This window comes from Arenimonas sp. (genome assembly GCF_035721105.1).
Classification (GTDB): Bacteria; Pseudomonadota; Gammaproteobacteria; order Xanthomonadales; family Xanthomonadaceae; genus Arenimonas.
The window spans coordinates 1-24,698 of sequence record NZ_DASTNG010000026.1; the positions used below are offsets into that span (position 1 = coordinate 1).

Genomic DNA, 24,698 nt, shown 5'->3' on the forward strand with positions numbered 1-24,698 from the left:
CTGCTCCCCCTGTAGGAGCGCCGTCAGGCGCGAAGCTTTTCGGCGAAAAGATTCGCGCCTGAAGGCGCTCCTACAGGGGGAGGTTTGGGCGGGGGGTGCGGGGGTCAGAGGTCGCGGAGCCAGAACGTGAGGGGCTTGGTCGTGGCGGCGGTTTCGCCGATTTCCTGCCAGGCCAGGTGCACGGTCAGGCCGGGCTGGCGGACGTAGCCGCGCCCGGCCCAGAAAGCCTCGTTGCCACGGTGCCCTTCCGGGCGGCGCGGGTCGTCGTGGCGGCGGTCGACGGCGCAGAACCCGGCCACCGTGAATCTCCCCAGCGCGCGCGCATGCGCCTCGCGTTCGTCGAAGAACCGATGGCCGATGCCGCGCCCCCGGTAGGCCGGCAGCAGCACCGACTCGCCGAAGTAGAAGACTTCGCCCGGATCGCGCCCGGCGTCGAGGAAGGGCTGCCGGAACTCGGGCGTGTCGTCGGCCAGGGGCAGGCCGGTGGCGGCGCCGACCACCGCCTCGCCATCGAAGGCGAGCACGAACACGCTGTCCGGCGAGCGCGCATAGGCCTGCAGGTAAGCCTGCTCGTAGTCGAAGTCGCCGGCATACAGATACGGCCAGTCGCGGAACACCGCGATCCGCAGCCGCGCCACGGCGTCCAGCCACGGCCCGATGCCGGGGCCCGGGACGGTGCGAAGGGTCGGGACGGACATCAGGGGCAGGTCCAGGCCGGGGCGCTAGGCATCATCCGCACATGGTGTCGGGGCAGCGGCCGCCTGGCAAACCCGGCCACCCGCCACCCCGGCATGCCTATAAACTGCCGCCATGAACTATCGCCACGGATTCCACGCCGGCAACCACGCGGACGTGCTCAAGCACCTGGTCCTGGTCGCCCTGCTCGACGCGCTCAAGCGCAAGGACTCGCCCTTCTTCGTGGTCGACACCCATGCCGGCCGCGGCCGCTACGACCTGGGCGGCCTGCAGGCCAGCCGTACCGGCGAAGCCAAGGCCGGCATCCGCCGGCTGTGGACGCATGCGGCCACCCTGCCCGGCCCGCCGCCCGCCCTCGCCCGCTACCTGGCGGCGGTCGCCGCCGCCCAGGCCGAGGCGCCCAACAGCTACCCGGGCTCGCCGCTGCTGGTGTCGCAGGCCCTGCGCGAACAGGACCGCTTCGCCGCCTGCGAGCTGCTGCCTGAGGAAGCCGCCGCGCTCAAGGCGCTGCTGGCGCCCGACCCGCGCAGCCACGTGCACGCCCGCGACGGCTACGCCGCGCTCAAGGCCCTGCTGCCGCCGCGCGACGGCGCCACCAAGCTTGGTCGCGCCCTGGTGCTGATCGACCCGCCCTACGAAGCCCAGGACGAGGAATACCCGCTGATCACGAACGCGGTGGCCGACGCCCTGCAGCGTTTCCCGCAGGCCATCTTCGCCATCTGGTACCCGATCAAGCAGCGGCCCAGCCTGCATCCCTTCTTCCGCAAGGTCGCCACCCTGCCGGCGAAGTCGGCGCTGGCGATCGAACTGCTGGTGCGCCCCGACGACTCGCCCCTGCGCATGAACGGCAGCGGCATGCTGCTGCTCAACCCGCCCTGGCAGATCGAGAAAGAGATCGAACCCGCCCTCAAACCCCTCGCCCACGCGATGGGCGAAGCCGGCGCCTCCTGGCGCCTCACCTGGTTGAAGCAAGACAAGGCCTGAACCATGAAAGCGAAGAAAGCCCAATACAGCGAACGCGGCCCGGTGCCGCAGGACGTGATCGGCGCGGTCGAGTTCGAGCTGCCGCCGCTCGCCGCCGACCAGGTGCGCGTGGCCGTGCTGGCGGCGCCCATCAATCCCTCCGACGTGCTCACCCTCACCGGCGAGTACGGCCTGCTGCCGCCGCTGCCGGCGACCGGCGGCAACGAAGGCGTGGGCCGCGTGATCGAATGCGGCGAAGGCGTGGCCGAACCCGCCGTCGGCAGCCTGGTGCTGCTGCCCGTGGGCTGCGGCACCTGGACCACGCACCTGGACCTCCCGGCGAAGCACCTGGTGCAGCTGCCCCACGACGTCGACCCGGTGCAGCTGTCGATGCTGACGGTGAACCCGCCGACCGCGCTGCTGATGCTCACCGAGTTCGTCGACCTGCAGCCGGGCGACTGGGTCATCCAGAACGCGGCCAACTCCGCGGTCGGCGGCTACCTGATCCAGCTGGCGAAGCTGCGCGGCCTGAACACCATCAACGTCGTGCGCCGCGCCTCGGCCATCGAGGCGGTGAAGGCCAGCGGCGCCGAGCACGTGGTGGTGGACGCCGAGGACCTGCCCAAGCGCGTGCGCGAGGCCACCGGCGGCGCCCACGTGAAGCTGGCGATCGACTGCGTCGGCGGCGTCAGCACCGAGAACCTGGCCCGCTGCCTCGACGAAGGCGGCACCCTGGTGAACTACGGCGCGATGAGCGGCGAGCGCTGCATGATCTCGCCGCGCTACTTCGTGTTCCGCGACATCACCCTGCGCGGCTTCTGGCTGTCGCAGTGGTTCAAGCAGGCCACGCCGCAGAAGCGGGCCGAGGTCTTCGGCCACATCGCCGGGCTGATCGCCGAGGGCAAGCTGCAGGCGCGGGTGCAGGCCACCTACGACCTCGACCACATCAAGCAGGCCGTGCAGGCCGCCGCCAGCGGCGCCCGCGACGGCAAGATCGTGGTCGAGCCGAACGGCCCGCCGCGCGCCGCGATCTGAGCCGGGTTCCGGCGCCGGGGGCCACCGCGCGCCGCGATCTGGTTTCCCGGCGCGACCGTCGCCACGACATCGGAGCGCGGCAGCCGCCGCGCCCCGGGGTCGGTCACTCGTAGCGCAAGGCTTCGATCGGATCCAGGCTGGCGGCCTTCGAGGCCGGCATGATGCCGAACACCACGCCGACCAGGGCCGAGAAGCCGGCGGCCGCGACGATCACCCACATGGGCACCGAGGCGTCCGGGAAACCCGGGATCAGGCTGGCCACGCCGATGCCGGTGACCAGGCCGAGGATGATACCGATGACGCCGCCCAGCAGCGCCAGCAGGCCCGCTTCCAGCAGGAACTGGACCAGGATGTCGCGGCGGGTGGCGCCCAGCGCCTTGAGGATGCCGATCTCGCGGGTCCGCTCGGTCACCGACACCAGCATGATGTTCATGATGCCGATGCCGCCGACCAGCAGCGAGATGCTGACGATGCCGGCCAGCACCGCGGTCACCTGGCCGGTGATCTGCTCGAACTGCTTTACGAAGGAATCGGCCGCCTGGATGCGGAAGTCGTCCTCTTCCTCGGGCTTGAGCCGGTGCGAGATGCGGATCGCCCGCTTGGCCCGCTCGCGCAGCGCCTCGACGTCCTCCAAGCTTTCGGCGGTGAACGACACCGACATGCGCGGCTCGATGGTGTTGCCGGTCATCGCCCGGCCCACGTCGAAGGGGATCAGCACCAGGTTGTCCTGGCTGAAGCCCAGCAGTTCGCCGCGCTTCTCCATCACGCCCACGATCTTGAACCACTCGGTGCCGAGCACGATGTACTCGCCGATCGGATCCTCGGGCAGGTCCAGGTCCTCGATCACCTTGTAGCCCACCACCGCGACCCGGCGCCGCCCCTGGTCGTCGCTGGCGACGATGAAGCGGCCGCGCTCGGGGTAGATGCCCCGCACCACGGTGAAATCGGCGGTGGTGCCGATGACCTGGGGAATGGCGGTGCGGCCGCGGTAGCCCACCGCCGCCTGCACCAGCATGGTCGGCACCACCTGGGCCACGCCCGGCACGCGGTAGCGCAGCGTGTCGACGTCGTTGAAGCTCAGCCGGTTCTCCTTGCCCACCGAGGCGTCGGCGAACGGCGTGTAGGCCTGCAGGGTCAGCGCGCTGCCGCCGAGGTCGGCGAACTGGTCCGAAACCGACTTCGAGAAACCCTGCACCAGCGACACCACGGCAATCACCGACGCCGTGCCGATCAGGATGCCCAGCGTGGTCAGGAAGCTGCGCATGCGGTGCGCCATCAGGCTGGTCAGCGCGGCGCGGAAGGCCTCGAGGAAGGCGTACATCAGTGCACCTCGCGGGGCGGGTTCATGCGGTCCTCGACGATCTTGCCGTCGCTGACGCGCAGGGTGCGGCGGCAGTGCGCCGCGATGTCGGGTTCGTGCGTCACCACCACCACGGTCTGGCCGCTGCGATGGACTTCGTCGAACAGCGCCATGATTTCCTCCGACGTGCGCGAATCCAGGTTGCCCGTGGGCTCGTCGGCCAGCAGGATCGAGGGCTTGCCGACCAGGGCGCGGGCCACGGCCACGCGCTGGCGCTGGCCGCCGGACAGCTGGTTAGGACGATGGCCCAGGCGGTTGCCCAGGCCGACCTGCTCCAGCGCCGCCTTCGCCCGCACCATGCGCTCGGCGCGCGGGATGCCGCGATAGACCAGCGGCTGCATCACGTTCTCGAGCACCGTCAGCCGCGGCAGCAGGTGGAAGCTCTGGAACACGAAGCCGATCTCCTGGTTGCGCACCTGGGCCAGCTCGTTGTCGTTCATGGTCGAGGTGTCGCGACCGTTGAGGACGTAGCTGCCCTCGCTGGGCGTGTCCAGGCAGCCGATCAGGTTCATCAGCGTGGACTTGCCCGAGCCGGAGGGCCCGATCAGCGCGACGTACTCGTTGCGGCCGATGTGCAGGTCGACGCCGGCCAAGGCCATCAGCTCCTCCTCGCCCATGGTGTAGCGCTTGACGATGCCGCTGAGCCGGATCATTCCGCGGACGCCTCGTCTGCTTCGCCGTCCTCGCTTTCCGCCGCCGCGGCGTCGGTCTTGTCCTTGGCCTCGGCCTCGGTGACGCGCTCGCCCTCGACCAGGCCGCGCAGCAGCTTGGCCGGGCCGGTGATGACGCGGTCGCCGGCCGACAGGCCGGACGTGATCTCTTCCCACTTGTCGTCCGACAGCCCGACCTCGACCTCGACCTTGGCGGCGCGGCCGTCGCGATCCACCCAGACGTAGCGGGTGACCTTCTTGTCCTCGGCCACGTCGGTGCCCACGGCTTCCACCGGCACCGCCAGCTTGGTGCTGCCGTCGCCCAGGAAGATGTCGGCGCGCGCGCTCATGCCCGAGCGCAGCGCCAGCCCTTCCGGCGGCGACAGCAGGGCGGTGACCAGGTAGGACCGCCCCTGGTTCTCCAGCGTCGGCGCCAGCGCCACTTGCTCGACCTTGCCCTGGATGGCGGTGTCGAGGAAGGCGGCCGCGAAGACCTCGACCTCCTGGCCCAGCGCGATCTTGGCGATGTCGGTCTCGTCCACCTTCAGGTCGGCCTGGATCGCGGAGGTATCGGCGATCTTCATCAGCTGGGCGCCGGCGAAGGCGTTGGTGGACGCGATCGCGGTCTCGCCGACCTTGATCGGCAGGGCGACGATGACGCCCGAGATCGGCGCGCGGATGTCGGTCTTGGACAGCTGCTCGCGCGCGTCGCCCAGGATGGCATCGGCGCGGCGCAGGGCCTCCTCGCTGCTCTGCAGCTCGACCCGTGCGAGATCGCGGGCGTTGCGCAGGTCATCGAACTCGCTCTGGCCGATCATTTTCTGCGCGAACAGCTGCTCGCCGCGCGCCAGCCGCTTCTCGGCCAGCGACAGCGCCAGGCGCTGGCGCTCGATGCTGATCACGGCCTGGCGCCGGGTGGCCTGCTCGCGGTCGATCGCGTTGCGGTAGGTCTCCGGGTCCAGGCGCAGCAGCAGCTGGCCCTGCTCGACCGTGTCGCCCTCCTCGACCAGGATCTCGCGCACCTTGGCCACCAGCTCCGAGGTCAGGTCGACCTCGTTGCGGTAGGCCAGCACGCCCGAGGCAAGGATGGTCGGGCGGATTTCCTGCTCGGCCACCACCGCGACCTCGACTTCCTTGCTCGACTCCCCGCGGGTCATCTTCACCAGCAGTGGGATGGCCAGCACGGCGACGATCACCGCCGCGGCGATGTACTTATTGTTGGGCTTCATCACGATTTCCGTCGAAAGGACAGGTCAGAACGCGGCGACGAGCGCCATGGCTCCGTAGATCACCACGCTGGGCAGCAGCACCACGAACAGGGCCTGGCCCCAGCCGGTGCGGTACCAGGTCTTCCAGCCCAGCGCGGCGAGGAACCAGACCCAGAAGTTGAGCAGGCTGAAGCTGCGCGCCAGGGTGGCCCAGGGGTGGCCGGTCTCGAGCTGCACGAACAGCGGGTCGATGTTGAGCATCTGCATCGACTCCAGGGTCGACTGCGGCGAGCTGGTGTACACGCCCACGATGGCCAGCACGCTGCCCAGCACCATCGGCATGGACGACCAGGCGCCGAGCGCCAGGCCATGCTTGAACGAGGTCGCGTTGCCGCTGATCTTGCCCGCGAGCATGTAATAGAGCGCGTACAGGGCGAACACGATGAAGGTGACGATCACCGCCGACGGACCGGTGATGTAGGCCATGGTGCGGGCGCCCGGCATGAACTGCTTGGCCTGCTCCAGTTCGGCGGCGCTCATTTCGCTGCCGGCGGCCTGCAGCTGGTGGTTGGTGAACCACTCGGGATCGACGTTGAAGAAGTACAGCATCGCGGCCAGGCCGCCGACCACGGCGATGACCAGGATCGGCAGCAGGAAGCTCGGCTTTTCCTTGAGCTCGGCGAAGACCTTGGCCGGCTCGACGAAGATATTGATCAGGTGCGACATGGTGGCGTTCCCCAGGAAGGTTGGAAGTGGCGCGGCGATTCCCCGAATCGACGGTGGATGGTAGGTGAAGACGGTGGCGGCCGTCCCATGACAAGTGTCCTAGTCATCCACGCTTACCCAGACGGGCGCGGCGGGCAAAACGTGACGGCCCGGCCCGGCCCGCGTTCACGCCGCCTAACGCCGGCCTTGGAATGATCCGGGATCGCCACCCGCCCAGGACCGCCACCATGCCCCGACCGCCGCGCCAGACCGCCCGCGACTACGATCCGCGCGTGATGCAGCTGTTCGACCAGTACGTGCATGGACTCATCGACCGCCGCGGCTTCCTGCAGGGCGCCTCGGCCCTGGCCTTCAGCGCCAGTGCGGCGGTGGGCCTGCTGGCCTCGCTGAGCCCGCGCTTCGCGGAGGCCCGGCAGGTCGCCACCGACGATCCCCGGATCGACGCCCGGTACGTCACGTTCGAGTCCGCCAAGGGCTACGGCCAGGGCCGGGGCTACCTGGTGCGCCCGGCCAAGGCCGACGGCCCGCTGCCCACGGTGGTCGTGATCCACGAGAACCGCGGCCTGAACCCGCATATCGAGGACGTCACCCGGCGCCTGGCGCTCGAGGGCTACCTGGCCTTCGCGCCCGACGCGCTGTTCCCGCTGGGCGGCTACCCCGGCGACGAGGACGCGGCCCGCGCCCTGTTCCAGCAGCTCGACCAGGCCAAGACCCGCGAGGACATGCTGGCGGCCGCGGCCTTCCTCGCCAGCGTCGAGGGCGGCAATGGCCGCATGGGCGCGATCGGCTTCTGCTACGGCGGCGCCATCGCCAATTTCCTGGCCACCCGCCTGCCCGATCTCCGGGCTGCCGTGCCTTTCTACGGCAGTGCGGCGCCGCTGGCCGACGTGCCGGCGATCCGGGCCGAACTGCTGGTGGTGCTGGCCTCCGACGACGAGCGGGTCAACGCCGGCTGGCCGGCCTATGAGGCCGCGCTCAAGGCCGCGGGCAAGCCCTACGCCCTGCTGCAGCCGGCCGACACCCTGCACGGCTTCCACAACGACACCACGCCCCGCTACGCCCCCGAGGCGGCGAAACAGGCCTGGGAGGCCTCGCTGGCGCTGTTCGGGCGGACCTTGAAGGACTGAAGCGCCGGCCTGCGGCGACAGTTGTTGCTGAAATAGAACGATAGCTTGTCCATTTAGCGGATTGATGTCCTTTTCCGCGCGCCGCATCCTTTGTCCCACGCCAGGCACCCCGCCCACCGTCGAAGGTCCGACGACCCGGAGTGCCCGCCACGGGAGCCTGCCATGACCCACCTTGCCACCCTGCCCGGCCGCCTCGGCCTGTCGCTGCTGTTCGTGCTGTTCGGCCTGCTGGTGCAGAGCGCCGAAGGCGGTGCGCGATGATCGCCCTGCGCCGCGCCAACGAACGCGGCCACGCCAACCACGGCTGGCTCGACTCCTGGCACAGCTTTTCCTTCGCCGACTACCGCGACCCGGCGCACGTGCACTGGGGCCCGCTGCGCGTGATCAACGAGGACCGCGTCGCCGCCGGGCAGGGCTTCGGCACCCACAGCCATCGCGACATGGAGATCATCAGCTATGTCCTGGAGGGCGCGCTGGGCCACAAGGACTCGATGGGCAATGCCGCCAGCATCGTGCCGGGCGAAGTGCAGCGCCTGAGCGCCGGCACCGGCATCACCCATTCCGAGTACAACTACGACGCCACCGGCACCACGCACTTCCTGCAGATCTGGATCATCCCGAAGTTCACCGGCGTGACCCCGTCCTACGAGCAGCGCAGCTGGAGCGCCGCCGAAAAGCGCGGGCGGCTGCGGCTGGTGGTCAGCGGCGATGGCGCCGAAGGCTCGGTGACCATCCACCAGGACGCCCGCCTGCATGCCGGCCTGTTCGACGGCGACGAGGCCGCGACGCTGGCGCTGGCACCCGGCCGGCTGGGCTACGTGCACCTGGTCCGCGGCGCACTCGAGGTCAACGGCCACGCGCTGCGCGCCGGCGATGCCCTGAAGCTGCGCGACGAGCCCGAGGTGCGCCTGCGTGCCGGCCAGGACGCCGAGGTGCTGGTCTTCGACCTGCCGCCGCTCGACTGAGCCTGCCGCCGGGCGGGACACTTGGTCGGCGGGCCACGGGCGACCCGCCGACCGGCGCGGGCATAATCGGGCCACGATCCCCTCGGAGCCCGCCGTGTCCCGACCCGCCCTTCGCTTCTGCCTGCCGCTGCTGTTGGCCCTGCCGCCCGCGGCGTTTGCCGCCACCGCGCCGGACGCCGCGCCCGACGTCGCCACCGTGGCCGAGGCCACGCGCGAGCGCTTCGACATCCCCGGCATCGCCGTGGCCATCGTCAAGGACGGCGAGGTCGTGCTGGCCGAAGGCTTCGGCCTGCGCGAAGCCGGAAAGCCGGCGCCAGTAACCGCCGACACGCGTTTCGCCATCGCCTCGCTGACCAAGGCCTACACCTCGGCGGCGCTGTCGATCCTGGCCGACGAAGGCAAGCTCTCGCTCGACGACCGGGTGATCGACCACCTGCCCTGGTTCCAGATGTCGGACCCCTACGTCACCCGGGAGATGCGCCTGCGCGACCTGCTCACGCACCGCAGCGGCCTGGCGCTGGGCGCGGGCGACCTGCTGTTCTGGCCGACCACCACCTACGACACCCGCGAGATCGTCCGCCGCCTGCGCTACGTGCCGCTGGCCACCAGCTTCCGCGCCGACTACGCCTACGACAACGTGCTCTATGCCGTCGCCCAGCTGGTGATCGAGGAGGTCTCCGGGCAGTCCTACGGCGATTTCCTGGCGGCGCGTATCTTCCAGCCCCTGGGCATGGCCGACACGGTGGTGAATGCCGACCACCTCCCCGCCGGCGCCGACGTCGCCACCGGCCACGCCAAGTTCGACTTCACCGACCTGCGCCCGGTGCCGCCGATGACCTGGAGCAACAACCAGGCCGCGGGCGGCATCTATTCGAGCGTCAACGACCTGACCCGCTGGATGCGCCTGCAGCTGGCCGGCGGCGTCATCGACACCGCCGCCGACGGCAGCCAGCGCCGGCTGTTCAGCGCCGAGCGCCACCGCGCCATGTGGGAAGTGGTGACGCCGATCCGGGTGCCCGCGGAGCCGGCGGTCCCGGCGCTCGCGCCGGCGCTGCCGCAGTTCGCCGGCTACGGCGAGGGCTGGTCGATCAGCGAGTACCGCGGCCAGAAGCTGGTTTCGCACACCGGCGGCTGGCCCGGCATGGTGTCGCGCATCACGCTGGTGCCCGGCCTGGACCTCGGCGTCGTGGTGCTGACCAACCAGGAAGTCGGCGCCGGCTTCAACACGGTCACCATGGAAGTGCTGGACCACTACCTGCAAGCACCGGACACCGACTGGGTGGCGGCCTATGCCGAGGCCGCGGCCAAGTCGCGCGGCGCCGCCGACGAGAAGTGGGATGGCCACCAGCGCGCCCGCGACCGCGACAGCCGGCCGTCGCTGCCGCTGTCGCGCTACGCCGCGACCTATCGCGACCCGTGGTACGGCGACGTGGTGGTTTCGCTGGAGAAGAAGCGGCTGGTGATGCGGTTTGCGCGCACCGCGCAGCTGGTCGGCGAGCTGGAGCACTGGCAGCACGACACCTTCATCGTGCGCTGGAAGGACCGGGCGCTGAACGCCGATGCCTTCGCCAGCTTCGACCTGACGCCGGACGGCAGCGTGCGCGAGCTGCGGATGGAAGCGGTGTCGTCGTTGACCGATTTCAGCTTCGACTTCCACCACCTGCGGCTGGTGCCGCAGCGCTGACCGGCATCATCCCCGAGGCCCGGGACAAGTTGCCGAAAAAAGGGAATGCCGCCTTCCTTGGCGACATTCCCTCCGGGGAGGCTCAGCAGACGCGGACCAGACCGTCGGTGCGGGCGAGCGCGTAGCTGTCGTCGCGGCCGTAGCCGCTGCTGCGGCCGTAGCCGGTGCCGAAGTCGCGCTGGCGGTAGCGGCTGGCGATACGGACCGGGGACGGCGTGGCGACGGCTTCCAGGGCCGGCGTCGCGGCGGCCTGGACGGGCTGGTCGGCCAGCACCGGGGCGTTCGGGAAGAGGCGGTAGAAGTCGTTCAGGGTCTTCATGGCAGCGGCCTGTGAGTTGGTGTGCTGGTAATCTACAACACCAACGCATGGCCGCCATGGGCCGGAAGTCAGGGGGGCCTGACTTTTTTCAAAACCCCTTTCCGATCCGTGGCTTGGACGGCCGTCCCGGCCTCAGGTGACGCCGCGGGTGATCGCGCTCAGGCGGCTCACCCGCTCCAGCAGGTCCCGAAGCGGCGTTTCCAGGGCGTGGCCGCGGACCTTGTAGCTCATCAGGCGCAGGCGCTGCTCGGCCTCGACCTCCCGGCCCAGGCGGTCGGCCATCAGGGTGGCGGCGGTGATCACCACCTGCGGTGCCTGCGGGTGGTCCGGGAACCGGGTTTCGAAGCCCTCGGCCAGCGCCACCGCCAGCTGCGCCTGGCCACTGCGGGCCGCCTGGGCCACCAGCCTGGCGACCTCATCCGGCAAGGCATGGCGATAGCCCGGATCGAGCGCCTGCAGCTCGGCCAGCACCGCCAGCGCGCGCTTGTCCTGGTCGGTCGCCAGCAGGCGGCTGATGTATTCGCGGTCGTGCGCCACCAGCGCATCGCGGGCGTCGGCCTGCCGCAGGTACTGCCGGTAGCGCTCGTGCAGGGGCTCGGAGGCGCCGCGGCCGCGGAACATGTCCTGCAGGCGGCGCGCGGCGCCGGCCAGGTCGCCGGATTCCGCCAGCGCCTCGGCCTCGGCCACCGCATCGTCTTCCATCGGGTTGGCGAAGCGGGCGCGCGGCACCGCCGGCGACACGTCGAGCCCCAGCGCCGCGTGGTTGGCGTGGATCACGTAGCCCAGCAGGTGGTAACCGGCGACCAGCAGGTAGAGGTTGGCGAAGCTGGCCGGCAGCATGCCCATGCTGTCGGGCAGCAGCGAGTAGGCCAGCAGCTGCACGCCCAGCGACACCACCGCCATGATCGCCAGCAGGCCCACCGCACCGAAGTAGACGCCGCCCAGGCGGGCGATCAGCGGGAACCAGGCCAGCGGATTGAGGGCGTGCCCCAGGCTGTGGTCCACCGCCAGCACCATCACCGCCGCCGGCAGCAGCAGCACCGCCAGCCCCAGCAGCCCGAGCGCGAGCATCGGCTTGCCCCACAGCGCGATCGCCAGGATCGGCAGCAGGACCACCAGCATCAGCAGGATCTGGTTCACCGCCTCGCCATCGGTGGCCATCATGTCCTCGGCGCCCATCGGCTCGAAGCGACCGTTGACCGTGTTCACCAGCGCTTCGACGGCCAGCTTGAAGCCCATGACCCAGAACGCCAGCTCGAACGCCAGCCCCAGCAGGCTCGGCAGGTGGCTGAGCAGGCGCAGCGCGCACAGCGCCGCGATCATCCACAGCATCGCCGCATGCGCGGGATAGACGAGGATCGACGGCAGGCGTTCGGAGACAGGCTGGATCGGAGCGGATTTCGTGGACATGGGCGCCGTGGCTTCGAAGAATGGCTTCGAGGCTAGTGCGTCGGCGCCGCCGCGGTCAAAGAAAATCTTGCCCGGGTCCGGCGTAAAGCGTGTGGCGCTCGTCGCGCGCGAAGCCGACAAGGGTGAGTCCCGCTAGCTGTGCAAGTCGGACTGCCAGCGCCGTGGGCGCGGAAATCGCCGCGACCAGGCCGATGCCGACCGTCGCCGCCTTGTGCACCACCTCGTAGCTGGCGCGCGAAGTCACCAGCAACTCGCGCGGCCGCGCACCGCGGCGCAGCACCGCACCGATCGCCTTGTCGATGGCGTTGTGGCGGCCGACGTCCTCGCGCACGTGCAGCTGGCCGTAGGCGTCCACCACGCCGGCGGCGTGCACGGCGCCGGTGAGCGCATTCAGGGGCTGGCGCGCCTGCAGCGCCAGGAACAGGTCGCGCAGCCGGTCGCCGGCGACCGGCAGGCCCTCGACCCGAGGCACGGGTCGGATCGCCTGCGCCAGCGTTTCGCTGCCGCACAGCCCGCAGCCCGTGCGCCCGACCAGGCTGCGGTCGCGGCCAGGCAGGGCGTCGAACGCGCGCTGCGGGACGTGCATCTGCAGCGAGATGCCGTCCGCGCCGTGCACGATGTCGACCACGCGCACGTCGGCGGGCACGTCGACGATGCCCTCGCTGAGGCTGAAACCGATCGCGAAATCCTCCAGGTCCGACGGCGTCGCCATCATCACCGCGTGCGGATGGCCGTTGTAGAGCAGCGCCACCGGCGTCTCCTCGGCCAGCGACTCGATCGCCTCGCAGCCGACGCCGGCGTCGGTGCGCAGCGTCCGGACGTCGACGTGCGCGCGGCTCACGACGACAGCGCCGCGCCGAGGTCGCGGGTCGGCCGCAGCCGCACCGGGATCGACTTCGAGGCCGGCGTGCGCGCGCGCTCCGCGTGGTGGTCCAGCGGCACCAGTCCGTTCGTCTCGGGGTAGTACGCCGCCAGGCAACCGGCCGGGATGTCGTATTCCACCAGCAGGAAGCGCCGCGCTTCGCGCTCGCCGTCGTGCCAGACCGACACCAGGTCGACCCACTGGCCGGCGGCCAGCCCCAGCCGCGCCAGGTCGGTGGCGCTGATGAAGCAGACCCGGCGCTCGCCGGACACGCCTCGGTAGCGATCCTCGAGGCCATAGACCGTGGTGTTGTACTGGTCGTGGCTGCGGATGGTCATCAGCGTCATCAGCCCGGCATCCGGGGCGGGCGTGCGCGGCACCGGATGCACCAGCAGCCGCGCCTTGCCGCCGGGCACCTGCCACTGGCAGCGGGCCGCGGCATTGGGCAGGCGGAAGCCGCCCGGCTGGCGCACGCGCACGTTGAAATCCTCGAAACCGTCGATCACCCCGGCGATGCGGTCGCGGATGCGGTCGTAGTCCTCGACCAGCCAGCGCCAGGGCGTACGCGACGCCGGCAGCGCCAGTTCGGCCAGGCGGGCGACGATCGCCGGCTCGCTCAACAGATGGTCCGACGCCGGCGGATTGGTGCCGCGCGAGAGGTGCACCATGCTCATCGAATCCTCGACCGTCACCGCCTGCGGGCCAGTCGCCTGGGCATCGAGCTCGGTGCGCCCCAGGCAGGGCAGGATCAGCGCCTGCCGACCGTGCACCAGGTGCGAGCGGTTGAGCTTGGTCGACACATGCACGGTCATTTCGCACTGGCGCAGCGCCGCCGCGGTGAGCGCGGTGTCGGGGGTGGCGGCGGCGAAGTTGCCGCCCATCGCGAACAGCACCCGGCACTCGCCGCGCGCCATCGCGCCGATCGCACCGACCACGTCGTGGCCGTGCCGGCGCGGCGGCGCGAAGCCAAAGGCCTCGCCCAGGCGGTCCAGGAAGGCCTCGGTGGGCTTCTCGTCGATGCCCATCGTGCGGTCGCCCTGCACGTTGGAATGCCCGCGAACCGGGCAGGCGCCGGCGCCGGGCTTGCCGAAGTTGCCGCCGGCCAGCAGCAGGTTCACCAGCATCTGGATGGTCGCCACCGCGTGCCGGTGCTGGGTGATGCCCATGGCCCAGCAGACGATGCTGGCGCCCGACGCCGCGTAGACATCGGCCGCCTCCTCGATCTGTGCGCGCGACAGGCCCGACTCGGCTTCGATCACCGCCCAGTCCTCGGCCAGCAGGTCCGCACGCAGGGCCTCGAAGCCCTGGGTGTGGCTTGCGATGAAATCGTGGTCGAGCGCGTCGCGTTCGACCAGGCGCTTGAGCATGCCCTTCACCGCCGCCAAGTCGCCGCCGATGCGCAGCGCGTAGTAGTGGCTGGCGATCGGCGTGGAGCCGCCGGCCAGCTCGACCGGATGCTTGGGGTCGGCGAAGCGCTCCAGCCCGCGCTCGCGCAGCGGATTGAACACGACGATGCGGCAGCCGCGGCGCGCGGCGTGGCGCAGCTCGCCCAGCATGCGCGGGTGGTTGGTGCCGGGGTTCTGGCCGAAGACGAAGATGGCCTCGGCCTTCTCGAAATCGGCCAGCGTGACCGTGCCCTTGCCGACGCCGATCTGCTCGGTCATCGCCAGGCCCGAGGCCTCGTGGCACAGGTTGGAACAGTCCGGCAGGTTGTTGGTGCCGAACTCGCGCACGAACAGCTGGTAGAGGAACGCCGCCTCGTTGCTGGTGCGCCCGGAGGTGTAGAACAGCGCCTGGTCGGGATGATCCAGGGTCTTGAGCGCGACCGCGATGCGGGCGAAGGCTTCGTCCCAGCCGATCGGGTGGTAGCGGTCGTCGGCCGGATCGTAGGCCATCGGCTCGACCAGCCGGCCTTCGGCCTCGAGCAGGTGGTCGTCCCAGCGCGAGAGTTCGGCGACGGTGTGGGCGGCGAAGAAGTCGCGGGTCGTGCGGCGCCGGGTCGCCTCGGCGGCGACGGCCTTGGCGCCGTTCTCGCAAAACTCGAAGGAGGCGCTCGGGTTGCGGTCGGGCCAGGCGCAGCCGGGGCAGTCGAAGCCGTCGGGCTGGTTCGCGCGCAGCAGCGTGCGGACGCCGCGACCGACGATGCCCTGTTCGCGCACGTGGCGGAACGAGCTGGCCAGGGCGTCCCAGCCGCCCGCGGCGCCGGTGTAGTGCGTGATCTTGCGCGTCATGGCGCGAGGCTAGTCCCGCGCCGCGCATGCGGCAAGTGAATGCGTGTCGCGGCCGCCGGCACGGCGCCGGCGGCCACGCCCGGTGCGACTCAGGGCGCGTCGGCGGACGGCGACCAGACGATGTTGATCGAGGTCAGCGTATCGGTGCGCGCCAGTCCGGCCGGGGCCTCGGTGTTGTGGCGGGCCTGGAACGCCGCCTTGAGCGCCAGCGACTGGTTGATGCTGACGGCGATGCCGATGTCGTTCTGCGCGAAGGTGTTGTCCTGGGTGGCTTCCACCAGCAGGGTGTTGAAGAAGCGCGTCGACGGGGTGAGCCGGTGCTGGTAGTCGGCATAGCCGCGCAGCAGGGCGTCGGTCTCGCTGCCGCCGCCGTCGGCCAGCCGGGCATGGCGCACGCCGGGACCGCCTTCGAGCTGGAAGCTGCGGTCGTCGTCCTTGAACAGCCAGGCGCCGTAGTTCAGCGCCAGGGTCGACTGCTGGTCGTAGGCCGAGAAGTCGTCGCGCTCGTGGCGCGCGGCGAAGCCCAGGTACTGGCGTTCACCGAACCGGCGCGCGGCCTTGGCGCCCAGCTCGAGGCGGTTGGCGCTGGTTTCCCCGTCGGACTCGGCGCGCAGCGCGGCCAGGAAGTATTCGTGGGTCCAGAGATCGTCCTCGCCCTCGAGCGCGAACTTGCCGTTGGCGCTGGTGGTGTCGGAGTTGCCGGTGGTGTTGACCAGGCCGAGTTCGGCGGTGGGCGTCCAGTCGGCGGAAGCGGGCGCGGCCAGGGCCAGCAGGGCCAGCGGCAGGAGGAAACGGGTCATGGGCGGGAGGGCCTCGGTGGGGACAAGGCCTGCCATTAGAACGCGCCGAGCATGAACCGCATGCCAAGCCAGGGCCGCGGCTCAGTCGATCTCGCGCACCCGCCAGGCGCCGCGACCGGCGGCCTTGGCGTCGTACAGCGCCTGGTCGGCCGCCAGCATCAGCGCCTTGCCGTCCGACTGCCCGCGGCTGAAGGCAATGCCGATGCTGGTGCCGACCAGCCGCGAACCGCCGTCCACGTCGATCGGGTCGCGCATCCGCTCGAGCAGCTTGGCGGCAAAGCCGGTGGCGCTTTCCAGCGAGCCCACGCCCTCGACCAGCACCGCGAACTCATCGCCGCCCACCCGCGCCACCAGGTCGCTGGCGCGCACGCAGGCGGCCAGCCGGCGCCCGAACTCGCGCAGCACCTCGTCGCCGGCGGCGTGGCCGAGGCTGTCGTTGATGCCCTTGAAGTGGTCGATGTCCATGGTCAGCAGGGCCAGCGGCGCCTGCTGCCGCGCGCTGCGCGACAGGGCCGCCACCAGCCGTTCGTCGAAGTAGCGGCGATTGGCCAGCCCGGTCAGGCTGTCCTTGCGCGCCAGCGTTTCGAGCGCCTGTTCGGCCTGCTTGAGCTGGGTGATGTCGTAGGTGAAGGAGAAGAAGCCGGTCTGGCTGCCGTCGGGCTGCAGGTCGGGCACGTAGGTGGTCTGGTAGTGGACATGGCGGCCACGCAGGTCCAGCTCGCCGGAATAGGTCACCCGCTCGCCGGCCAGCGCCCGCGCGATGTGCCCGCGGATCTCGCTGTAGATGGCCTCGCCGCGGACCTCGCGCACGGTCCTGCCGACCAGTCCGCCCTCGACGCCGCCGAACAGGCGCTCGCCGACCGCGTTGGCGAAGGTGTAGCGCTCCTGCCGGTCGATGTGGGCGATCATCGCCGGGATGTTGTCGGTGACCGCGCGCAGCCGGGTCTGGGCCGACTCCAGCGCCTGCTCGGCGCGAACGCGGTTGCTGACGTCGCGGCCGGCGAACACCACTTCCTGGCTGTCGTCGCCCGCGCGCACGCGGCTGACCACCGCTTCGAGCCAGACGTAGTGGCCGGCGGCGTGGCGCGCCCGGTAGCGCAGGGTTTCGGTGCCGCCCTCGCGCTGGACCCGTTCGAGCAGCTGGGCCAGGGCCGCACGGTCGTCGGGATGCACCAGGTCCGGCCGCGGCTCGCCGAGCTCCGCGGGTTCGATGCCCAGGATGTCGCGGACGGACGGCGATACGTACCGCCGCCGGCCATCGCTGCCGATGCGCAGCACCAGGTCGCTGGCGTTGTCGGCCAGGGTGCGGTACTCGAGTTCGCGCTCGCCCAGCCGCGCCATCGCTTCGGCCAGCTGGCGGTGGCCGCGCCGCTGGACCCAGAACAGCGCCGCCAGCGCGACCAGCGCCACCGTGCCGATCGCCATCAGCAGGTTGCCCAGGCGATTGGACTGGGCCAACGCCTCGCTGCGCTCGCGGGCCAGCGCCGACTCGGCCTCGAGCCTCAGCACCTCGTTCTCGCGCTCGGCGTACTTCAGGCGCGCGTCGAAATCCTCGTAGGCCTTGGCCCGCTCGGACTGGGTGATCGCATTGTCCAGCGCCAGGAAGCGCTGGAACATCGGCGCCAGGTCGACCCCGCCCGGGTCGTAGCGCAGCAGCACCCGCACCAGCTCGCGCAGCACGCGCAGCTCGTCGGTCTGCAGCTCCAGCATCGCGAACGAGCGCTGCGCCGCGCCCAGCTCGCGCCGCGCGGCCTCGCCGTCGCCGGCGTCGGCGGCCGCCAGGCCCAGCACCTCGTGGCCCAGGCCGCGCAGCTGCGAATTGCGCAGCTGCTCGGCCATGGCCAGCACCCGCGTTCCGTTCCGGCGCTGGGTGGCGACGTCGCCGCCGATCCGGGCGATGCGGGCCCCTTCCAGGTACAGCTCGGCCTCGAGCTTGGGGTCCTCGAGCCGCTGCGAGACGCGGGTGGCTTTCACCAGCGACTGCCGCGCCGGCTCCACTTCACCCAGCTGCGCCTGCGCCCGGGCCAGGTTGCGCAACAGCCGCGCCTGCATCGCCAGGCCCTCGCCCTCGCCCAGCACCTGCAGGCCGCGGCGCGCGTACTCGGCCGCCACGGCGTGCTTGCCCAGCGTGTAGCTGAGCGAGGAATACGCCAGCAGGATGTCGGCCAGCAGCTCGGGCTGGGGCGACTGCTTGAGCACCAGCTCGGCCTCGGCCAGCAGGCGTTCGCCGCGGGTGTAGTCCTGCATGGCGATGCGGGCGCGGCTTTCGGCGATCAGGCCGCGCACCGCCAGGTGCGGGGCCTTGGCCTCCTGGGCGGCGCGGCGGGCCTCGATGCCGGCCTCACGCTGGCAGTCCCAGTCCGCCACCACGCGGCAGGCGTTGGCGCGCGCCAGCTCCAGCCGCGCCACTTCGCGGGCATCGCTGGCCAGGCGGGCGCTGATGAGCGCCGGCCCGATCTCGGCCAGGGCGGCCTCGGGCTCGACCAGGGCGCGGGTTTCGAGCGGGTGCCGGTCGAGCGTGTCGCTGCGATCGGGAACCGGGGTCGCCGGTGGGGACGGCGCCGGCGGCGGAGCCGCGAAGGCCAGGCCAAGGCCCAGCCCGGCGACCACGGCCGCGAGCACCCGCCAGCCGGTCCGGGTTCGGTTGCCGCTGGAGGGGCCGGTCGCCATTGGGAGCAGCGTACGACGGCCGCTTGCCCGACAACAACCGGCCCCTGGCGCCGGCGCGCCGCGGCGCGGCTTCGGGTAGTTTCTATCTGCGGCCTGAACCGGGCCGCGCGTTTAGAGCACCTCCCCAGCCGGGCCCTGCCACCCTTCCGCCATGTCGCCGCGCCCCCGCAAGCCCTCCCGCCCCTCGCTGCAGGCCGAGCGCACCGAGGTGCTGCGCCTGGCCGATGGCCGCGAGCTTTGGCTGCGGCCGGTGCAGCCCGCCGACGCCGGCCCGATCGCCGGCGGTTTCGAGCTGCTGGGCGAAGAGGAAGTGCGACGTCGCTACCTGCACCCCGTGAAGGCGCTCAGCGAGGACTACCTGCAGCAGCTGGTGGCGCCGCCGCCGGGCGAGGGCTTCGCCGTGTGCGCGGCCGAGCCGCTGCCGCCGGGCGAAGCGCTGGTCGGCGCCGTGGCCCGCCTGACCCGGGACCCCGGCAGCGACAGCGCCGAATTCGCGATCCTGGTATCGCATTTCGTGTCGGGCCAGGGCCTGGGCCAGGCGCTGATGCTGCGACTGCTGGAGTGGGCGCGCGCGCACGGCGTCCACCGGATCTGGGGCGACGTGCTGGACGAGAACACCACCATGATCGCGCTGGCCCAGTCGCTGGGCTTCGAACGCCACGCCAGCCCCGACGACCCCGGCCTGGTGCGGGTGACGCTGGACCTCGCGCCCAAGGCCCGCCGCCGGCGTTGACCCGCCCGCGACCGCCGGCTGCGGTAAACTCCGCGGCCCCATGAATCGTCCCCTCCTTCCCTCCGCGCCGCGTCCCAAGGCGGGCCAGCAGCGCGCACTCTGGCGCGCGCCGGCCAGCGCCAGCGCCATGGCCCTGGGCCTGGCCGAGGCCGCGCGCACGCACGACGGCCTGGTGCTGGCCGTCACCCGCGACAGCCACGCCGCGCAGTCGCTGGAGCACGACCTGAAGGTGCTGGCCGGCGACCTGCCGGTGCTGCACTTCGCCGACTGGGAAACCCTGCCCTACGACCTGTTCAGTCCGCACCCGGACATCGTGTCGCAGCGCGTGGCGGCGCTGTACCGGCTGCCGACCGCACGCAAGGGCGTGCTGGTGGTGCCGGTGGCCTCGCTGATGCAGCGACTGCCGCCGCCGAGCTGGATCGCCGGCAACACCCTCGACCTCACGCGCGGCCAGAAGCTCGACCTCGATGCCGAGAAGCGCCGCCTGGAAGCCGCCGGCTACCGGAACGTGCCGCAGGTGCTCGACCCGGGCGACTTCGCCGTGCGCGGCGCCCTGCTCGACCTCTACCCGATGGGCGCCGACCTGCCCTACCGCATCGAGCTGTTCGACGACGAGATCGACTCGCTGCGCACCTTCGACCCCGACACCCAGCGCTCCGACCACGCGGTCGAGAGCGTGCGCCTGCTGCCGGCCCGCGAGTTCCCGCTCGACGAGGCCAGCACCCGGCGCGTGCGCGAGGCGCTGCGCGAGCGCTTCGACTTCGACCCGCGCCGCTGCCCGCTTTACCAGGACCTGAAGGAAGGCGGCGCGCCGGCGGGCATCGAGTACTACCTGCCGCTGTTCTTCGCGCAGACCGCCAGCCTGTTCGACCACTTGGGCCGCGACGCGCTGGTGGTGCTGGGCGAAGGCGCGCCGGAGGCGGCGGTGGCGTTCTGGACACAGACCAGCGACCGCTGGGAGCAGCGCCGCCACGACATCGAGCGGCCGATCCTGCCGCCGGCCGAACTGTTCCTGCCGCCCGAGGAGCTGCGCGCGCGGCTCAACGCGGTCGCACGCATCGAGGTCTGCGCCGAAGGCCACGCGCAGCGCGACAAGGCCATCGCGATGGCCGAACAGCCGGCGCCGGCGCTGGCCTGGAGCCAGAAAGGCGGCGACCCCGGCAGCGCACTGCACGGCTTCCTGCGCGCCTATCCGGGCCGCACGCTGCTGGCGGCGGACTCCGCCGGCCGCCGCGAGGCCCTGATCGAACTGCTGGCCTCGGCCGACCTGCGGCCGACCGTGGTGGCGGGCTGGGAGGCGTTCCTGGCCGGCACCGACCGGTTCGCGATCACGGTGGCCGGGCTCGAGGACGGCTTCGCCCTGGTCGACCCGCCGCTGGCGGTGCTGACCGAGCGCCAGCTCTTCCCGGAACGCGCCGAACAGAGCCGCCGCCGCAAGCGCGCCACCCGCGACCCCGACACGGTGCTGCGCGACCTAAGCCAGATCACGATGGGCTCGCCGATCGTGCACGAGGACCACGGCGTCGGCCGCTACCAGGGCCTGGTGACGCTCGACAGCGGCGGCATCACCGGCGAGTTCCTGCAGATCGAATACGCCAAGGGCGACAAGCTCTACGTGCCGGTGGCGCAGCTCCAGCTGGTCAGCCGCTATTCCGGCGCCTCGCCCGAGCTGGCGCCGCTGCATTCGCTGGGCGGCGAGCAGTGGGAGAAGGCCAAGCGCAAGGCCGCCGAGAAGGTCCGCGACGTCGCCGCCGAGCTGCTCGAGATCCAGGCCCGCCGGCACGCGCGCCAGGGCCTGGCGCTGGGCGTGGATCGCGCGATGTACGAGCCGTTCGCGGCCACCTTCCCGTTCGAGGAAACCCCCGACCAGCTCGCCGCCATCAACGCCGTGATCGCCGACCTCGGCCAGCCCACGCCGATGGACCGCGTGGTCTGCGGCGACGTCGGCTTCGGCAAGACCGAGGTCGCGGTGCGCGCCGCGTTCGTCGCGGCCACCGCCGGCAAGCAGGTGGCGGTGCTGGTGCCGACCACGCTGCTGGCCGAACAGCACTACCGCAACTTCCGCGACCGCTATGCCGACTGGCCGCTGAAGGTCGAGGTGCTCAGCCGCTTCAAGTCGGCCAAGGAAGTGAAGGCGGCGCTGGCGCAGCTGGCCGAGGGCAAGATCGACGTGATCGTCGGCACCCATCGCCTGCTGCAGCCGGACGTGAAGTTCCACGACCTGGGCCTGGTGATCGTGGACGAGGAGCAGCGCTTCGGCGTGCGCCAGAAGGAGGCCCTGAAGGCGCTGCGCGCCGAGGTGCACCTGCTCACGCTCACCGCCACGCCGATCCCGCGCACGCTGAACATGGCCATGAGCGGCCTGCGCGAGCTGAGCATCATCGCCACCCCGCCGGCGCACCGGCTGGCGGTGCAGACCGTGGTCACGCCCTGGGACCCGGCGCTGCTGCGCGAAGCCTTCCAGCGCGAGCTGGCGCGCGGCGGCCAGGTGTATTTCCTGCACAACGAAGTCGACAGCATCGAGAAGCAGGCCCGCGAGCTGGCCGAGCTGGTGCCCGAGGCGCGCATCCGCGTCGCCCACGGCCAGATGCCCGAGCGCGAACTCGAGCAGGCCATGCTCGACTTCCACCGCCAGCGCTTCAACGTGCTGGTATGCACCACCATCATCGAATCGGGCATCGACATCCCGAGCGCCAACACCATCATCATCCACCGCGCCGACCGCTTCGGGCTGGCCCAGCTGCACCAGCTGCGCGGCCGCGTCGGCCGCTCGCACCACCGCGCCTACGCCTACCTGGTGGTGCCCGACAAGAAGGCCATGACCGGCGACGCCGGCAAGCGCCTTGACGCGCTGGCCTCGCTGGACGAACTGGGCGCCGGCTTCACCCTGGCCACCCACGACCTGGAGATCCGCGGCGCCGGCGAACTGCTGGGCGAGGACCAGAGCGGCCAGATGGCCGAGATCGGTTTCTCGCTCTACACCGAGCTGCTCGAGCGCGCGGTGAAGTCGATCAAGTCCGGCAAGATCCCCGACTTCGACCCGGCTACCCGCCACGGCGCCGACGTCGAGCTGCACATCCCGGCCCTGATCCCCGAGGACTACCTGCCCGACGTGCATGCGCGCCTGACGCTGTACAAGCGCATCGCCGGCGCCCGCGACGAGGACCAGCTCAAGGAGCTGCAGGTGGAGATGGTGGACCGCTTCGGCGTGCTGCCCGACCCCGCCAAGCAGCTGTTCGCGGTGGCCGGGCTCAAGCTCGAGGCCACGCCGCTGGGCATCCGCAAGCTCGAGCTCGGGCCCACGGGCGGCCGGCTGTCCTTCCTGCCGCAGCCCACGATCGACCCGATGTCGGTGATCCGGATGATCCAGTCGCAGCCGCGCGTGTACGCGATGGAGGGGCCGGAGAAGATCCGCATCCGCCTGGAGCTGCCCGATGCCGCCTCGCGGCTGCGGACCGCCCGGGGCCTGCTGGCCGTGCTGGCCAAGGGCTGAGGCTTGGCGCGGCCCCGCCGCGGGGCCAGAATGGCCGCTCACCCCGGGGGACAGGCGGCATGGACGAACGCATTCGCAACGACGCGCCGATCGCGGCGGGCTGGATCACGCTGGGCATCACCTGGCTGCTGTTCCTGGTTCCCTTCCCCGGCCTCGGCATCCTCGGCTGGGTGGGCAACCTGGTGGCGCTGGTGCTGTCGATCGTGGTGATCGCCAAGGGCGAGACCGCGCACGGCGTCGGCCAGCTCGTGTGCAGCCTGGTGGTGTCGCCGATCGTTTACTTCATCGGGCTCGTGCTGTTCGTCGGCGCCATGGGCGCCCTGGACCAGCTGTGAGCCGGGCGCTGCTGGCGCTCGCCCTCGCCGCCATGGCGCTGCTGCCCGCCCTCGCCGAAGCCGACGTGCTGGTGGTGGTGGTGCGCCACGCCGAGAAGGCCACGAACGATCCCCGCGACCCGGACCTGGACCCCGCCGGCGAAGCCCGCGCCCGCGCGCTGGCGAGCGCCCTGGCCGGCAGCCGCCTGGATGCTGCCTACGCGACCCAGTTCAAGCGCACCCGGCAAACGGCCGCGCCGGCGGCGGCGGCGGCCGGCATCGCCGTGACGGTGCGGCCGGTGGACGGCGGCAATGCGGCCACCTATGCCGCCGACCTGGCGCGCGACCTGCGCGCGCTGCCCGACGGCAGCGTGGTCCTGGTGGTGGGCCACAGCAACACGGTGCCGGGCATCGTCGCCGCCCTCGACGGCAGGCCGGAGCAGGCGATGCCGGAAACCGAATACGACCGCTTCACGACGGTGCGCCTGCGCGCCGACGGCGGTGCCGACACCGTGGTCTCGCGCTACTGAGGCCACGCGCGCGACGGCAGGCCGCGCGCGCCCGCGCCACGGGCGCGGGGACAGGACGCGCGACGCATTGGCTGCAACATCCCGTTGCCCCGGCACGGGTGGCAGGCGCCCGGTGATCGCTGCATGCTGGGCCCAGTCCTCCCCGGAGTCCGCCATGACCCTTTCGATCCCGCCGCGCGTCCACGACCTGGGCGGTGGCTTCACCGTCAAGCGGCTGCTGCCCCACGCCAAGGCGCGCACGGTCGGCCCGTTCGTCTTCTTCGACCACATCGGCCCCGCCGACCTCGGCCCCGACCAGGGCCTGGACGTGCGCCCGCACCCGCACATCGGACTGGCCACCGTCACCTACCTGTGGGAAGGCGCGATCCTGCATCGCGACAGCCTGGGCTCGCTGCAGGAAATCAATCCGGGCGACGTGAACTGGATGACCGCCGGCCGCGGCATCGTGCATTCCGAGCGCACGCCCGAGCGCCTGCGCGGCAAGCCGCAGCGCATGCACGGCCTGCAGACCTGGGTGGCCCTGCCGATGGCGCACGAGGAGGACGCGCCGTCGTTCGCACACCACCCGAAGGCGACGCTGCCGGTGCTCGAACGCCCCGGCGTGACGCTGACCATCGTCGCCGGCCACGCCTTCGGCGCGCGCGCGCCGGTGGCGGTGCTGATGGACACGCTGTACGTCTCGATCGACCTCGCGCCCGGCGCCACGCTGGCGCTCCCGGCCGAGCACGCCGAACGCGCGCTGTATCCGGTGTCGGGCGCATTGACCCTGGACGACGCACCGCTGCCCTTGGAGCACCTCGCCGTGCTCGCCTCCGGTACCGAGCCGGTGCTGCGCGCCAGCGAGCCGTCCCGGGTGATGCTGCTCGGCGGCGCACCGCTGGATGGCCACCGCCACGTCTGGTGGAACTTCGTCTCCAGCTCG

21 protein-coding genes are annotated in these 24,698 nt (G+C 71.5%); 10 read left to right on the forward strand and 11 right to left on the reverse strand.

The genetic code is table 11. The annotated features are described in order from the left end of the window. Positions 1–104: 104 nt before the first annotated feature. Positions 105–698, reverse strand: a complete 594-nt coding sequence (locus tag VFQ84_RS03465; protein WP_325129273.1) for a GNAT family N-acetyltransferase — start codon at positions 696–698, stop codon at positions 105–107. Positions 699–810: 112 nt separating this feature from the next. On the opposite strand from VFQ84_RS03465, the gene VFQ84_RS03470 reads away from it, so the two are divergent. Both VFQ84_RS03470 and VFQ84_RS03475 read left to right on the forward strand, forming a co-directional pair. Further along, positions 811–1,680, forward strand: coding sequence for a 23S rRNA (adenine(2030)-N(6))-methyltransferase RlmJ (locus VFQ84_RS03470; RefSeq protein WP_325129275.1), 870 nt, complete (start codon positions 811–813; stop codon positions 1,678–1,680). Between the two features lie 3 nt (positions 1,681–1,683). After that, a complete protein-coding gene (locus VFQ84_RS03475) occupies positions 1,684–2,694 on the forward strand; it encodes a zinc-dependent alcohol dehydrogenase family protein (protein WP_325129278.1) in 1,011 nt (336 codons plus the stop codon). A 103-nt stretch (positions 2,695–2,797) separates the two neighbouring features. Here the strand turns inward: VFQ84_RS03475 and VFQ84_RS03480 are convergent, their stop codons facing one another. The 4 genes from VFQ84_RS03480 to VFQ84_RS03495 are packed head-to-tail and all read right to left on the reverse strand — an operon-like array spanning position 2,798 to position 6,638. Then, positions 2,798–4,015: an ABC transporter permease gene (locus tag VFQ84_RS03480; RefSeq protein WP_325129280.1), complete on the reverse strand. Its 1,218-nt coding sequence runs from the start codon at positions 4,013–4,015 to the stop codon at positions 2,798–2,800. After that, complete coding sequence (locus VFQ84_RS03485; protein ID WP_325129282.1) at positions 4,015–4,707, reverse strand: ABC transporter ATP-binding protein; 693 nt, start codon at positions 4,705–4,707, stop codon at positions 4,015–4,017. The genes VFQ84_RS03480 and VFQ84_RS03485 overlap by 1 nt, the downstream gene beginning before the upstream one ends. Beyond that, a complete protein-coding gene (locus VFQ84_RS03490; protein WP_325129284.1) occupies positions 4,704–5,933 on the reverse strand; it encodes an efflux RND transporter periplasmic adaptor subunit in 1,230 nt (409 codons plus the stop codon). The genes VFQ84_RS03485 and VFQ84_RS03490 overlap by 4 nt, the downstream gene beginning before the upstream one ends. A gap of 24 nt (positions 5,934–5,957) precedes the next feature. Then, the gene (locus VFQ84_RS03495) at positions 5,958–6,638 is read right to left on the reverse strand and encodes a YIP1 family protein (protein ID WP_325129286.1); all 681 of its coding nucleotides are present in this window, start codon (positions 6,636–6,638) and stop codon (positions 5,958–5,960) included. Positions 6,639–6,865: 227 nt separating this feature from the next. Here VFQ84_RS03495 and VFQ84_RS03500 point away from each other — a divergent pair, with 227 nt between their 5' ends. From VFQ84_RS03500 to VFQ84_RS03510, 3 genes are all read left to right on the forward strand, one after another. Next, entirely contained in the window at positions 6,866–7,765 is a 900-nt protein-coding gene (locus VFQ84_RS03500; RefSeq protein ID WP_325129289.1) for a dienelactone hydrolase family protein, read from the forward strand. Positions 7,766–8,022: 257 nt separating this feature from the next. Beyond that, positions 8,023–8,730 (forward strand): pirin family protein, encoded by a 708-nt coding sequence (locus tag VFQ84_RS03505; protein WP_325129291.1) that lies wholly within the window; start codon positions 8,023–8,025, stop codon positions 8,728–8,730. Positions 8,731–8,824: 94 nt separating this feature from the next. Further along, a complete protein-coding gene (locus VFQ84_RS03510; protein WP_325129293.1) occupies positions 8,825–10,414 on the forward strand; it encodes a serine hydrolase in 1,590 nt (529 codons plus the stop codon). Between the two features lie 82 nt (positions 10,415–10,496). Here VFQ84_RS03510 and VFQ84_RS03515 read toward each other — a convergent pair whose 3' ends face one another. The 6 genes from VFQ84_RS03515 to VFQ84_RS03540 form a co-directional block, all read right to left on the reverse strand. Beyond that, a complete protein-coding gene (locus tag VFQ84_RS03515; protein WP_325129295.1) occupies positions 10,497–10,733 on the reverse strand; it encodes a hypothetical protein in 237 nt (78 codons plus the stop codon). Positions 10,734–10,865: 132 nt separating this feature from the next. Continuing rightward, the gene (locus tag VFQ84_RS03520) at positions 10,866–12,143 is read right to left on the reverse strand and encodes a hypothetical protein (protein WP_325129298.1); all 1,278 of its coding nucleotides are present in this window, start codon (positions 12,141–12,143) and stop codon (positions 10,866–10,868) included. Between the two features lie 55 nt (positions 12,144–12,198). Next, positions 12,199–12,984, reverse strand: coding sequence for a formate dehydrogenase accessory sulfurtransferase FdhD (gene fdhD, locus VFQ84_RS03525; protein WP_325129299.1), 786 nt, complete (start codon positions 12,982–12,984; stop codon positions 12,199–12,201). Beyond that, a complete protein-coding gene (locus VFQ84_RS03530; protein ID WP_325129301.1) occupies positions 12,981–15,236 on the reverse strand; it encodes an FdhF/YdeP family oxidoreductase in 2,256 nt (751 codons plus the stop codon). Before VFQ84_RS03530 ends, fdhD begins: the two co-directional genes overlap by 4 nt. An 89-nt stretch (positions 15,237–15,325) precedes the next feature. Further along, the gene (locus VFQ84_RS03535) at positions 15,326–16,036 is read right to left on the reverse strand and encodes a DUF481 domain-containing protein (protein ID WP_325129303.1); all 711 of its coding nucleotides are present in this window, start codon (positions 16,034–16,036) and stop codon (positions 15,326–15,328) included. A gap of 81 nt (positions 16,037–16,117) precedes the next feature. After that, on the reverse strand, positions 16,118–18,706 hold the full coding sequence (locus VFQ84_RS03540) for a diguanylate cyclase domain-containing protein (RefSeq protein WP_325129305.1): 2,589 nt from the start codon (positions 18,704–18,706) through the stop codon (positions 16,118–16,120). 151 nt (positions 18,707–18,857) lie between these two features. On the opposite strand from VFQ84_RS03540, the gene VFQ84_RS03545 reads away from it, so the two are divergent. The 5 genes from VFQ84_RS03545 to VFQ84_RS03565 form a co-directional block, all read left to right on the forward strand. Continuing rightward, a complete protein-coding gene (locus VFQ84_RS03545) occupies positions 18,858–19,439 on the forward strand; it encodes a GNAT family N-acetyltransferase (RefSeq protein WP_325129306.1) in 582 nt (193 codons plus the stop codon). A 40-nt stretch (positions 19,440–19,479) separates the two neighbouring features. Beyond that, positions 19,480–22,932 (forward strand): transcription-repair coupling factor, encoded by a 3,453-nt coding sequence (gene mfd / locus VFQ84_RS03550; protein WP_325129308.1) that lies wholly within the window; start codon positions 19,480–19,482, stop codon positions 22,930–22,932. Positions 22,933–22,991: 59 nt separating this feature from the next. Further along, positions 22,992–23,267, forward strand: a complete 276-nt coding sequence (locus tag VFQ84_RS03555; RefSeq protein ID WP_325129310.1) for a hypothetical protein — start codon at positions 22,992–22,994, stop codon at positions 23,265–23,267. Continuing rightward, complete coding sequence (locus VFQ84_RS03560) at positions 23,264–23,776, forward strand: histidine phosphatase family protein (RefSeq protein ID WP_325129312.1); 513 nt, start codon at positions 23,264–23,266, stop codon at positions 23,774–23,776. The genes VFQ84_RS03555 and VFQ84_RS03560 overlap by 4 nt, the downstream gene beginning before the upstream one ends. 154 nt (positions 23,777–23,930) lie before the next feature. Continuing rightward, positions 23,931–24,698, forward strand: a 768-nt coding sequence (locus VFQ84_RS03565) for a pirin family protein (RefSeq protein ID WP_325129314.1), incomplete at its 3' end; no start/stop codon positions are given.